General features: G+C 73.7%; 11 protein-coding genes. 5 read left to right on the top strand and 6 right to left on the bottom strand.

Annotated elements, in window-relative coordinates; all coding sequences use genetic code 11:
• Positions 1-185: 185 nt before the first annotated feature.
• Both AWW66_RS09585 and pruA read right to left on the bottom strand, forming a co-directional pair.
• Positions 186-701: a helix-turn-helix transcriptional regulator gene (locus AWW66_RS09585; protein ID WP_067362939.1), complete on the bottom strand. Its 516-nt coding sequence runs from the start codon at positions 699-701 to the stop codon at positions 186-188.
• 222 nt (positions 702-923) lie between these two features.
• A complete protein-coding gene (gene pruA, locus AWW66_RS09580) occupies positions 924-2552 on the bottom strand; it encodes an L-glutamate gamma-semialdehyde dehydrogenase (protein WP_067362936.1) in 1629 nt (542 codons plus the stop codon).
• A gap of 313 nt (positions 2553-2865) precedes the next feature.
• Here pruA and AWW66_RS09575 point away from each other — a divergent pair, with 313 nt between their 5' ends.
• The gene (locus AWW66_RS09575) at positions 2866-4116 is read left to right on the top strand and encodes a hypothetical protein (protein WP_083978358.1); all 1251 of its coding nucleotides are present in this window, start codon (positions 2866-2868) and stop codon (positions 4114-4116) included.
• A gap of 61 nt (positions 4117-4177) precedes the next feature.
• Here the strand turns inward: AWW66_RS09575 and AWW66_RS09570 are convergent, their stop codons facing one another.
• Positions 4178-4687 (bottom strand): DUF6912 family protein, encoded by a 510-nt coding sequence (locus tag AWW66_RS09570; RefSeq protein ID WP_067362934.1) that lies wholly within the window; start codon positions 4685-4687, stop codon positions 4178-4180.
• 207 nt (positions 4688-4894) lie between these two features.
• On the opposite strand from AWW66_RS09570, the gene AWW66_RS09565 reads away from it, so the two are divergent.
• Entirely contained in the window at positions 4895-5125 is a 231-nt protein-coding gene (locus AWW66_RS09565) for a helix-turn-helix domain-containing protein (protein WP_211271896.1), read from the top strand.
• 94 nt (positions 5126-5219) lie between these two features.
• Positions 5220-5822, top strand: a complete 603-nt coding sequence (locus AWW66_RS09560; RefSeq protein WP_067362929.1) for an Rv3235 family protein — start codon at positions 5220-5222, stop codon at positions 5820-5822.
• Between the two features lie 91 nt (positions 5823-5913).
• On the opposite strand, the gene secA is transcribed toward AWW66_RS09560, so the two are convergent.
• Positions 5914-8820 carry a preprotein translocase subunit SecA gene (secA, locus tag AWW66_RS09555; RefSeq protein WP_067362926.1) on the bottom strand — a complete coding sequence of 969 codons (2907 nt, stop codon included), beginning with the start codon at positions 8818-8820 and terminating at the stop codon, positions 5914-5916.
• A 170-nt stretch (positions 8821-8990) separates the two neighbouring features.
• Between secA and AWW66_RS09550 the strand changes: the two genes are divergently transcribed.
• Positions 8991-10145: a GNAT family N-acetyltransferase gene (locus AWW66_RS09550; protein WP_067362923.1), complete on the top strand. Its 1155-nt coding sequence runs from the start codon at positions 8991-8993 to the stop codon at positions 10143-10145.
• Positions 10142-11332, top strand: a complete 1191-nt coding sequence (locus AWW66_RS09545) for a GNAT family N-acetyltransferase (protein WP_083978357.1) — start codon at positions 10142-10144, stop codon at positions 11330-11332. Before AWW66_RS09550 ends, AWW66_RS09545 begins: the two co-directional genes overlap by 4 nt.
• Positions 11333-11400: 68 nt before the next feature.
• Here the strand turns inward: AWW66_RS09545 and hpf are convergent, their stop codons facing one another.
• Together hpf and AWW66_RS09535 are read right to left on the bottom strand one after the other, a co-directional pair.
• Positions 11401-12045 (bottom strand): ribosome hibernation-promoting factor, HPF/YfiA family, encoded by a 645-nt coding sequence (hpf, locus tag AWW66_RS09540; protein WP_067362921.1) that lies wholly within the window; start codon positions 12043-12045, stop codon positions 11401-11403.
• Positions 12046-12296: 251 nt separating this feature from the next.
• The coding region (locus tag AWW66_RS09535; RefSeq protein ID WP_281179579.1) for a phosphoribosyltransferase family protein at positions 12297-12476 on the bottom strand (180 nt) is incomplete at its 5' end.

The following is a 12476-nucleotide window of genomic DNA, read 5'->3' as shown; positions in this document are numbered from 1 at the left end:
AGCTTGCGAGCCCCGCAGGCCGAGCCAAAATCAGCCCAGCTCGGGCGAGGAGTGAGCGTGCCAGCCCCGCAGGCCCGAGCGAAAAGTGACCCTGCTCGGGCAAGGAGTGAGCGTGCGAGCCCCGCAGGCCGAGCCACAATCAGCCCAGTTCGGGGGGCGTTGGGCTGCTCGGCGGTCCGGTCGGGTCAGCTGACCGGGGCGCTCTTCAGCCAGGAGAGGGCGGCCTTGTGGTAGGCGACGGCGAACTCCAGCGCGCTGGCGTCGTACGTCTCGCCTTCCTTCTTGGCGTTCTTCACCTGCTCCCGGACCGCCGCCAGCGCCTCGGTGTGGTACTCGTTGGCCGTGGCGTAGAGGTTGCGGAGCTGGCTGGCCGAGTGCAGGTCGGCGAAGGCGATCCGCAGCGCCACCGGGTTCCGGATGGTGTCCTTCCCGGGGTTTTCGGCCAGCCACCGGGAGAATGTCCGTTTTCCGGCGGCGGTGATCGCGTACGGCTGGCTCATCCGGGGACCGGGCTTGCCCAGGCGCACGAAACCCCGCTCCGCCAGCACCGGCAATTCGCGGTAGACCTGACTGCGCGTCATCGACCAGTACGGCGCCAGTCGGCGCTCGGCGGCGGCCATCAGTTGGCCGCCTGTCATGGGGCCCGCATGGAGCAGCCCGAGCAGAGCTGCCGCCGTGGGGTTGACTCCGGATTCCGCCATGCCCCTTACGCTGCCACTTTGCCGTCCCGGCGTCCAGGATTTCACTATTTCGCCACTCGTGGAGACTTCCTATGTGCACTGTCGGCGGCGGACAGTTCCGCTGTCGGGTGCACCAGATCACACCCGGTGACCCCGGCAGGTCACGTCCGTCCTGGCCGGAGCCGGCCGCCGGGCGCCCCCGGCGTCACCCGGACCGGTGACGCCGGGGGCCGGTCGACCGGTTCAGCCCATGTGCGGGTACCGGTGGTCGGTCGGCGGGACGAAGGTCTCCTTGATGGTCCGGGGGGACATCCAGCGGACCAGGTTGTGCCAGGAGCCGGCCTTGTCGTTGGTGCCGCTGGCCCGCGCCCCGCCGAACGGCTGCTGCCCGACCACCGCCCCGGTGGGCTTGTCGTTGACGTAGAAGTTGCCGGCCGCGTACCGCATCCGCTCGGCGACGGCGTCGACCACTCGGCGGTCGGTGGCGAAGACCGACCCGGTCAGCGCGTACGGCGCGATCGACTCGGCCTGGGCGACCACCTCGTCGAAGCGGGCGTCGTCGAAGACGTGCACGCCGAGGATGGGACCGAAGTACTCGGTGGTGAACGTCTCGTGCGCGGGGTCGGCGCACTCGAACAGGGTCGGCCGGACGAACCACCCGACCGAGTCGTCGGCGGTGCCGCCGGCCAGCACCGTGCAGGCGTCGTCGCCGTTGATCAACTCCAGCGCGGCGGTGTGCCGCGAGAACGCCTTGGCGTCGATCACCGCGCCGCCGAAGTTGCCGAAGTCGGTGACGTCGCCGTACGTCAGCGCGTCGGCGCTGGCGGCCAGCCGGTCACGCAGCCCACCCTCCCACAGGGACCGGGGGACGTACGCCCGGGAGGCCGCCGAGCACTTCTGCCCCTGGTACTCGTAGGCGCCCCGGAGCAGGGCGGTGTGCAGGGCGTCCGGGTCGGCGCTGGCGTGCGCGACCACGAAGTCCTTGCCGCCGGTCTCGCCGACCAGCCGGGGGTAGCCCCGGTACCCGGCGATGTTCTCGCCGACCGTCCGCCACAGGTGCTGGAAGACCTTCGTGGACCCGGTGAAGTGGATGCCGGCCAGGTCCGGGTCGGCGAGGGCCACCTCGGAGACCTCCTCACCCCGGCCGGTGACCATGTTGATCACGCCGGGCGGGAGGCCGGCCGCCTCGAACAGCCGCATGGTGAAGTGGGCCGCGAACTGCTGGGTCGGCGACGGCTTCCAGACCACGGTGTTGCCGAGCAGCGCCGGGGCCGAGGGGAGGTTGCCGGCGATCGCGGTGAAGTTGAACGGCGTGATCGCGTAGACGAAGCCCTCCAGCGGGCGGTGGTCGAACCGGTTCCACACGCCGGCCGAGGAGCGCGGCTGCTCCTCCAGCAGGCGCCGGGCGAAGTGCACGTTGAACCGGAGGAAGTCGATCAGCTCACAGGCCGCGTCGATCTCGGCCTGGACCACGGTCTTCGACTGGCCGAGCATGGTCGCCGCGTTGAGGGTGTCGCGCCAGGGCCCGGCGAGCAGTTCGGCGGCGCGCAGGAAGACCGCCGCCCGCTCCTCGAAGGACAGCGCCCGCCACGCCGGGGCGGCCTCCTTGGCGGCCCCGACCGCCGCGCGGGCGTCGTCGTGGGTGGCGTGCCCGGTGACCCCGAGCACGTGCGCGTGCCGGTGCGGCTGGACCACGTCGATCGGGTCGCCGCCGGCCATCCGCCGCTCGCCGGCGATCGTCATCGGCAGGTCGATCCGCTCGGCGGCCAACTCGACCAGTCGCTGCTGGAGCCGTTTCCGGTCGGCACTACCCGGCTCGTAGGTGCGGACCGGCTCGTTGTGTGGCTCGGGTACCTGGAAGACGGCGTCCATCACGGCTCCTGATGGTCTCGGCAGCGGTGGCGAAAACGGCCCTGCGGGCGGGCCGGCCGGGTGGCCGGACGCCGACGCCGCGCACGGGGTACCGGTCGCGGCGGCAGGACCTGCGGCGATTCTGTCACGCGTACCGGGGCCGCCGGGTGCTCCGGGACCGGGCGTCGGCCGCCCGCCACGCCCCGTGCGGCGGGCGGCCCGGCGGACCGGCACCGCACCGGGGGTCGGGACGGGGCGCGTACCCTGGGTGGCCGGTGACCCGCCCGGACCCGGAGTCGTGCCCGGGGCCGGGACGCCCGTCGAAGGGGAGACGATGAGCAACGATCCCGGCAGCGCCACCACCGCGGACCAGGCGACCGCCGGCCCGTCGGCGGCGGACGGGAGCGCCCCGACCCGGACGAGCGCGGAGTCCGTCCCGAGCGCGGGGTCCGTCCCGAGCGCGGAGTCCGTCCCGAGCGACGGGACCGCGACGACCAGCGACGGGGCCGCCACCGGCGCGGATCCGGCGGCGAGCGGGAAGACCACCCCCGAGGGAGAGCCCGCCGACGGGGGCACCACCACCGACGGGGGCACCGGGGCGGCCGGGGCGAGCGACCCGACCGACGCCGCCGGGGCCGGGAGCAGCCCGGTGCCGGCGCCGGGCGCGGCGGTGCTCGCGGTGCTGGCCGCCGGCTGGCTGGCCGCGATGCTCTGGTCGACCCGGGCCGCGATCACCTCGGCCGAGGCCGGCATCACCGCGATCAGCCTCTCGGCGTTCGCGCTGCCCGGTGTCATCTCGGCGGCGCTGGTCGCCGGGGCCGGGATCGCCCTCGCGGCGGTGAACCTGCTCGCCCGGCGGGGCTTCGACCAGGCCACCCCGCGCTTCCTCGCGGCGATCGTGACCGGCCTGCTGGTCGGCGCCGGCACGGCGGTGGCGATCAACCTGACCTACAGCGACACCGCGACGACCAACGTCATCGCCGGTACGGCCGCCGCCGCGGCCACCATCGGCGGTGCGGTGGCCGGGGTCCGCCACACGGCGGCGGCCGGCGCGGTCGTGATGTCGACGCTCGGCGTACTGATCTTCGTGGTCGCGTTCAGCCGGGCCCGCGACCCGCTCTTCGCCGCCTTCGGCGGCGAGGGCGGGCAGGAGGCGCTGGTCAGCGCGGCCAAGTGGGTGTCGCGGACCGAGTCGCTGCTCGCCGGGGTCCTCGCCGGCCTGCTGGCGTTCGGCTACCTGACCTGGTCGCTGCGGCGGGCCCGCCGCCGGAACCCGGCGACCCCGGCGCCGCGCTGGCCGGCGTACCTGGTCGCCGGGGCGGGCCCCGGGCTGTCCCTGCTGATCGCCGAGGTGATCATCCGGATCGGCGGCCGGTCCCTGCTCGACCTGGCCAGCGCGCTGAGCGAGGCGGACGCGGTGGCACAGACCTCCCTCGGCACCTCCCGCGTCGACAACGGGATCTGGGTACTCTTCGTCGGCGCGCTGGCCGCGCTGATCGCCTTCGGCCGGGCCCTGGGGCCGGCTCCGGCCGACGAGGACGAGCCGGTGGAGGCCCTCGCCCGGCCCGGAAGGGCGGCCCGCTAGGCGTAGCCCCCCACCGGAACCGCGCCGACCGACGTGACCGGTGGGCGCGTGGCGGGGCCGGTCAGGTCGCCGCGTGCAGCAGCAGATCCAGCTCGCTGACGGCGTACCACTCCAGCTCGTGGTCCTCGGTGCCGTCGACGGTGAACTGGGCGTCCGGGTCGCCGGCCAGCGCCGTGGTGACCACCTCGGCGGCGGCGGTGACGTCGGCGACCGCCTCGGCCCCGTCCACGTGCAGCGCGGCGACCGCGCTCACCGGGACCGGCCCGGTCAGCCGGACGACGCTGGAGCCCAGCTCGGTGTCGCCCCGGCCGACGGCCCCCGCCGGCAGGTCCACCGAGACGACGACCCGGCGGCGGGGCGCGGTCGGGTCGTCGTGCAGCAACGGCAGCGCGTCCTGGGCGGCCCGGGTGAAGGCGACGTACTCCAGTTCCTCCTCGTCGCCCTCGGCGTACCACTCGCGCAGCGCCGGGGTGACCGCGTGCGCCTCGGTCGCGGCCAGCCCCTCGGTGCGCAGCGTCGTCAGCATCGGCACGGTCGCCGGCACGTACACCCGGATCAGCTCGTCACCCACCGGTCGCCTCCCGCTGTCTCCCTGGGGCCGGCGGGCCGCCGGTCCCGAGCGCCGATCATGCCGTACGCCCAGACCGTCATACACCCCGGCGGGGCTCCGACGGCCGTTCCGGGGCACGTGTCCTGCGGATTCCCGGCCGCACAGCGGAGGGTCGGTGTCAGTGGTCGGTGGCAAACTGAACCAAACGTACGCCAACCCCGGGAGTTTCTGGTGGAGCCGAGGTTCCTCCTGCTCTCCGACGTGGCCGCCGAGCTGAACGTGTCGGATTCGCAGGTGTACCACATGGTGCGCAGCGGGGAGCTGCCCGCGATCAAGATCGGTGGCCGTGGTCAGTGGCGGGTCGAGCGGGCCCGCCTGGAGGAGTACATCCAGCTCAAGTACGCCGAGACGGCCGCCTGGGTACGGGACAACCCGCTGACCGAGCGTGACGCCGAGTAGTCTCCCCGACCCGGACGGCCATTGACGACGAGTACCGATGTCCTCGACACTGGACACTCATCGGAGGCAAACGAAGGCAAACGAAGGGTTTGAGATGGTCGACATCCGTCGCCCCGGCTCGACGCGCCCCCCGGTCCGGTTACGGCCCGTCCCCCCGCTCGACCCGCCCTTCACCGAGGACCCCACGGACCTGTGGCCCCGCCCGTCGAGCGCCCAGCTCGCGCTCGACCTCTTCACGACCCTCCCCCGGGAGCCGGGGCGCCCCGCCGGCCGCCGCCACGAGCCCCGGCCCACCCCGACCCGACCGGGCGGGCGCGGGCCGGCCGCACCGGCCGGCGGGGCCGGCGGCACGACCAACCCGGAGGCCGGACGCGCCGCGCACCGCTTCGTCACCATGTGCGTGGAGATCCTCAACGGCTACCGCCCGCCGGGGCAGTTGCGGCCCCTGGCCGCCCCGGGCCGGGCCGCCGACCTGGCCGAGCAGTTGGCCCGGGGCGCCGCCCGCTGCGGTCCGGTACGCCGCCGGTCGACCCGGCCGGCCGTGCGGCTGCGCCGGATCCGGGTGTGTCAGCCGCAGGAGGCCGCCGTCGAGGTCGCCGCCGTCCTCGGCACCACCGCCGGGCGGAGCTGGGCCATGGCGCTACGCCTGGAGCAGCAGCGCGGCCGGTGGCTCTGCACCGCGTTGCAGGTGCTCTGACGACGGACGGACGTCCCGCCCGCACGACAAACGCCCCGGGGCACCCACCGAGTCGGTGGGTGCCCCGGGGCGTCAGCGGGTCGTCGCCGGCTCAGGCGCCGCCGTTGGGGGCACCGTGGCAGCGCTTGTACTTCCGGCCGGAGCCGCACGGGCAGGGCGCGTTGCGGGAGGGGTTGTTGGCCGACTCCGCCTGCCCCGGGTCGGCCCGGCGGGCCACGTTCGAGGCGACGGCGGGACCACGCAGCCCGCCCGCCGGGCGGCGCTGGTTGCCGCTGGCCGGCCCGGCGGAGCTGGCCGACCGGCCGATGCCCAGCGCCGGCGCCTGCTCCTCGGGCCGCTCGACGGCCACCGCGCCGGCGCCGGCCTCACCGTCGATGGTCGGGGCGGAGTACTGCAGGCCCTGCTGGCGGGGCGCCTGCTGGAGACCCTTGGCCTTGATCTCCACCGGCTTGTCCAGGAGCTTGACCTCCTCGGCCGCCGGCTCCGGCTCGTTGACCTGGACCTCCAGGTTGTAGAGGAAGCCGACCGTCTCCTCCTTGATGCCGTCCATCATGGTGGCGAACATGTCGAAGCCCTCGCGCTGGTACTCCACCACCGGGTCACGCTGGGCGTACGCCCGCAGGCTGATGCCCTCCTGGAGGTAGTCCATCTCGTAGAGGTGCTCACGCCACTTGCGGTCGATGACCTGGAGCAGCACCATCCGTTCGAGCTGACGGGTGCCCTCCTCGCCGAGCTGCTCCTCGCGCCGGTCGTACGCGGCGTTCGCGTCCTCCTTGAGCCGGGACACGAGGAAGTCCTGGTCGAGGCCGGACCGCTCGCCGCCGACCTCCTCCGTCAGCTCGTCGATGGTGACGCCGACCGGGTAGAGCTGCCGGAGGTTGGTCCAGAGCTGCTCCAGGTCCCAGTCCTCGGCGTACCCGTCGGCGGTGGCCCCCACCACGTACGCCTCGACCGTCTCGTTGATCATGTTGCGGACCTGGTCGGAGAGGTCCTCCCCGTTGAGCACCCGCAGCCGCTCGGCGTAGATCACCTGGCGCTGCTTGTTCATGACCTCGTCGTACTTGAGGACGTTCTTGCGGATCTCGGCGTTCTGGCCCTCGATCTGGGCCTGGGCGCCCTTGATCTGACGGGTGACCATCTTCGACTCGATGGGCACGTCCTCGGGGATGTTGAAGCGCTCCATCACCGCCTCGACCGCCCCGGCCCGGAACCGCTTCATCAGGTCGTCCTGGAGCGAGAGGTAGAAGCGCGACTCACCCGGGTCGCCCTGCCGGCCGGCCCGACCACGGAGCTGGTTGTCGATCCGGCGGGACTCGTGCCGCTCGGTGCCCAGCACGTACAGGCCACCGGCGGCGGCGACCTCCTCCGCCTCGGCGTCGCAGGCCTGCTTCCAGGTGGGCAGGACCTCCTCCATCGCCTTGGCGTACTCCTCCTCGTGCTCGACCGGGTCGAGGCCGCGTTGGCGCAGGTCGTTGGCGGCGAGGAACTCGGGGTTACCGCCGAGGAGGATGTCCGTGCCCCGGCCGGCCATGTTGGTGGCGACGGTGACCGCGCCCTTGCGCCCGGCCTGGGCGACGATCTCCGCCTCCCGGGCGTGGAACTTGGCGTTCAGCACCGAGTGCGGGATGCCCCGGCGGCGCAGCAGGGTGGACAGGACCTCGGAGTTCTCCACCGAGACCGTGCCGACCAGCACCGGCTGGCCCATCGCGTGCCGCTCGGCGATGTCCTCGATGACCGCGTTGAACTTGGCCTTCTCGGTCTTGTAGATCACGTCGGCCCGGTCCTCGCGGACCATCGGGCGGTGCGTGGGGATGGTCACCACGCCGACCTTGTAGACCTTGTTGAACTCGCCCGCCTCGGTCTGGGCGGTACCGGTCATGCCGGAGAGCTTGTTGTAGAGGCGGAAGTAGTTCTGGAGGGTGATGGTGGCCAGGGTCTGGTTCTCCTGCTTGATCTCCACCCCCTCCTTGGCCTCGATCGCCTGGTGCATGCCCTCGTTGTACCGACGGCCGTGCAGGATACGACCGGTGAACTCGTCGACGATCAGGACCTCGCCCTCGCTGACGATGTAGTCCTTGTCCCGCTTGTAGAGCTCCTTGGCCTTGATGGCGTTGTTCAGGTAGCCGACCAGCGGGGTGTTCACCGACTCGTAGAGGTTGTCGATGCCGAGCCGGTCCTCGACCTTGGCCACGCCGCGCTCGGTGACCGCGATGGTGCGCTTGGAGAAGTCGACCTCGTAGTCGCCCTCGCCGTCCTTGCCGGGCTGGAGCCGGGCCACCACGGCGGCGAACTCGCCGTACCAGCGGGCGGAGTGCTCCGCCGGGCCGGAGATGATCAGCGGGGTCCGGGCCTCGTCGATCAGGATCGAGTCGACCTCGTCGACCACGGCGAAGTTGTGGCCGCGCTGGACCAGCTCCTCCTTCGACCAGGCCATGTTGTCGCGCAGGTAGTCGAAGCCGAACTCGTTGTTCGTGCCGTACGTGATGTCGCACTCGTACGCGGCCCGGTGCTCGCTGGAGGGCCGGTTGGGCAGCACCACGCCGACGGTCAGGCCGAGGAACTGGTGCACCCGGCCCATCCACGCCGCGTCCCGCTGGGCGAGGTAGTCGTTGACGGTGACCACGTGCACGCCGTCGCCGGAGAGCGCGTTGAGGTAGACCGGCATGACCGAGGTCAGGGTCTTGCCCTCACCGGTCTTCATCTCGGCGATGTTGCCGAAGTGCAGCGCCGCGCCGCCCATCACCTGGACGTCGTACGGGCGCTGGCCGAGCACCCGGGCGGCGGCCTCCCGGCACACGGCGAACGCCTCGGGCAGCAGGTCGTCGAGGGTCTCCCCGTCGGCGAGCCGTTCCCGGAACTGGTCGGTCATGCCGCGCAGCTCCTCGTCGGAGAGGTCGACGTAGTCGTCCTCGATCGAGTTGACGGCGTTCGCGATCGCCTTGAGCCGGCGGACCATACGGCCCTCCCCGGCGCGGAGGACCTTTTCCAGAATCGACACGGATCAACGCTCCCCTAGACAGTCTCGACCCATCGTAGGCGCTCCGAGGGGGTGATGGTCACTGGTGGCGGCCCTCCGGGTGCCGGAAACCGACATAATTCACGTCGACGCGGGGCGCGGACCCGGTTATCCGGTTACGCCCAGGGCGAACGTCCGGCACGATGGCTCCGATGGAGGCTGCCGAGATCATCGAGGACGGTCTGCTGCTGCGCCCCTGGCGGGCGACGGACGCGGACGCGGTGCACCGCGCCTGCCAGGACCCGGACGTCCAGCGCTGGACCGGCGTGCCCCGGCCGTACCGGCGGGCGGACGCGGTCCGGTTCGTCACCGCCCTGGCCCCGGCGACCTGGGCCGACGGCAGCGGCGCGCCGTTCGCGGTCTGCGACGCGGCCACCGGCGACCTGCTCGGCTCCTGCGGGGTGGTCTCCCTCGATCAGACCGTGCGCTCCGGCGAGGTGGGCTACTGGACCGCCCCCTGGGCCCGGGGGCGGGGCGTCGCCGTCCGGGCCCTGCGGGCCCTGGCCCGGTGGGCGTTCGGGGCGCTGGAGCTGCGCCGGTTGATCTGGCAGGCCGAGGTGGGCAACCACGCCTCCCGGCTGGTCGCGCTCCGGGCCGGATTCCGGATCGAGGGGCGGCTCCGGCTGGCCGCCCCGCGCCCGGAGGGCACCGGCGACGGGTGGATCGGCTCGCTGCTCCCCGGCGAGGTACCCGCCCCCGGCGCGCCCGGACCGGCCGGGCCGGGCACCCTGCCGGCCCGGCGGGCCGCCGTCTTCGGCCGGGAGCAACCCACCCTCTTCGCCACCGTCGGCGCCGTCGAGCTGCGGCTGCGCCCGATGGAGGTCCGCGACCTGGACGCCCTGGTGACCACCTGCCAGGACCCCGAGACCGTCCGGTGGACCACCGTCCCCGACCCGTACCAGCGCGCCGACGCCGACTCGTTCCTGCGGCTGACCCGGGCCGGGTGGGCGGCCGGGGCCAGCGCGCACTTCGTCACCGCCGACCCGGACGACGCGTACGCCGGCTCGGTCCAGCTCCGGCTGGACCCGACCGATCCGCTCCTGGCCGACGTGGGGTTCATGACCGCGCCGCACGCCCGGGGCCGGGGGTACCTGCCCGCCGCGCTCACCGCCCTGGCCACCTGGGGGTTCACCACCCTGGGGCTGGCCCGCGTCGAGTGGCGGGCGGTGGCCGGCAACACCGCCTCCCGGCGGGCCGCCGAGAAGGCCGGTTTCGTCGCCGAGGGCACCGCCCGGGGCAGGCTGGACCACCGGGGGCAGCGGGTCGACTGCTGGGTGGCCGCGTTGCTCCCCGGCGACCTCGGATGAACCCGCCACCCGCCGACGCCGCACCGACGACCCCGTCCGGCGGCCAGCGGGGCGGGGACGGCGGCCCCGCCGCCGTCGTCGAGGGGGCCGGGCTGCGGCTGCGGGACTTCCGGCCGGACGACGTCGCCGACCTGGTCGCCGCCGGCGACGACCCGCTGGCCCGGTGGTTCCTGCCCGGCCTGCCCGCCCCGGACACCGAGGCGCGCGCCCGGTGGTGGGTCGCCGAGGGCGTGCCGGGGCTGCGGGCCGCCGGTGGGGTCGCGTACGCCGTCGCCGACAGCGGCACCGACCGGCTGCTCGGCGGGGTGGCGCTGGGCAACCCGGTGCCGCAGCGCCGGCAGGCCGAGATCGGGTGCTGGGTGCTGCCGGGGGCACGCCGCCGGGGCGTCGGCACCACGGCCACCCGGCTGCTGGCCGGGCACGCCTTCGCCACCGGCACGGCCCGCCTGGAGCTGCTCGCCGTCGCCGACGACCCGGCCAGCCAGCGGGTCGCGCTGGCCGCCGGCTTCCGACCCGAGGGGGTACGCCGCGACGCCGCCGCGACGCCCGACGGCGGGCGGCAGGACCTGCTGGCCTTCGTCCGGCTCGCCGGTGACCCGGACGGGCCGGTCCGCCGGCTCCTGCCCGACCTGCCCGCCGGCCGGCTCACCGACGGCGTGGTCACCCTGCGCCGGCTCGCCCCCGGCGACGCCGACGAGATGTACGCCCTGCACAGCCGCCCGGAGGTGGTGGCGAACCAGGCGCCGCCGGTACCACCGGAACGGCACGTGATCGCCCTGCGTTGCCGGCTGGCGGAGAGCCAGTGGCTGACCGGTACGGCGGCCCGGCTGGCGATCCTCGACGCCGGCACCGGCCGGTTCGCCGGCAGTTGCGGACTGGTCTACGCCGAGCCCGGCACCGGCCAGGCCAGCATCGGGTACGCGCTGGCGCCCGGGTTCCGGGGCCGGGGCCTGGCCACCCGGGCGGTCCGGCTCCTCGCCGGCTGGGCGTTCGGCCCGGTCGGGGCGGCCCGGCTGGTCGCCGGGACGGTCCCCGACAACACCGCGTCGCACCGGGTGCTGCACCGGGTCGGCTTCCACCGGGAGGCGCTGCTGCGCGGACGGCTGCCCGGCCTGGCCGGCACCCGCCTCGACGATCTCACCTTCGCCCTGCTCCCGACGGACCTGACCGGCGACCCGCCGGGGTGACCGGCCCTCGGCCGGCCGGGACGTCGCGGCGGCGCCGCGTCGGCCCGCGACGTCCCGGGCCGGGCCGGTCAGGTGTCGAGCGAGATGATGCCGTAGTCGTAGGCGTGCCGCCGGTAGACGACGCTCGGGCGGCCGGACTCCTTGTCCTGGAAGAGATAGAAGTCGTGCCCGACCAGTTCCATCTGGAACAGGGCGTCGTCGATGGTCATCGGTTCGGCCGGGTGCACCTTCTCCCGGGCGATGTGCCAGGGCTGGTCGTCGTACTCGTACTCCGGCTCGTCCTCGCGCTCGACGACCGCGGTGGCCGAGCCGTTGCGGGCGGCGAGCGCGGCGCTCAGCGGCGTGTCGGAGTCCGCCACCGGCAGACCCGCGGTGGCGGCGGCGACGGAGAGCGGGGCGTGCCGGCCCCGGTGGACCCGCCGCCGGTCGGCCGCCCGACGCAGCCGGGTGTCCAACTTGGCGATGGCGGCGTCCAGCGCGCTGTAGAAGTCGTTGGTGCAGGCCTCGGCGCGGATCACCGGCCCCCGGGAGACACAGGTGATCTCGATCCGCTGGCAGTGGTCGGCCTGCCGGGGATTGCGCTCGTGGAACAGCTCGACATCGACGCGGATCAGCTTGTGGTCGTACCGTTCGATCTTGGCGAGCTTCTCGGCAACGTGCACCCGGTAGTGGTCCGGCACTTCGACGTTACGGCCCTTGACAACGATGTCCATGTGACCTCCTCGTACGGACGGTCGTTCGATCCGGAATCCGGTCGCCCCGCCCACGGGAGTCGCTCCGCTCGGGCGCCGACCGGTTGAATACGGGCTACGCCTCCTTCCACCGCCAGGGGCGGTGTGGACACCTCTACCCTGGACCACCAAACGCTAACTCCGATTCCCGCGGCAGTCACCCCCAGTTGTCGGTGTCGCCCCATGCTTTTCACACCTCGTACACCTTCGGGTGAAACAGGAAACACGGACGGTCACGAACGGTGTCTTTTCCGGGTCGCCGCGAGCACCGCCACCGTGGCCGGGGCGAGACCGGCGGCGTCGAGGGTGCGGCTGACCGCCGCCAGGGTGACCCCGGTGGTGACGATGTCGTCGAGCAGCACCACGGTCCGCCCCGCCGCGCCGCCGGTGGGCGCGAACGGGCCCGAGCGCAG

The sequence above is a fragment of the Micromonospora rosaria genome (assembly GCF_001567585.1).
In the GTDB taxonomy this organism is placed as follows: Bacteria; Actinomycetota; Actinomycetes; order Mycobacteriales; family Micromonosporaceae; genus Micromonospora; species Micromonospora rosaria.
The sequence above is the reverse complement of the archived record's forward strand: the minus strand, read 5'-3'. Positions and strand labels throughout refer to the sequence as shown.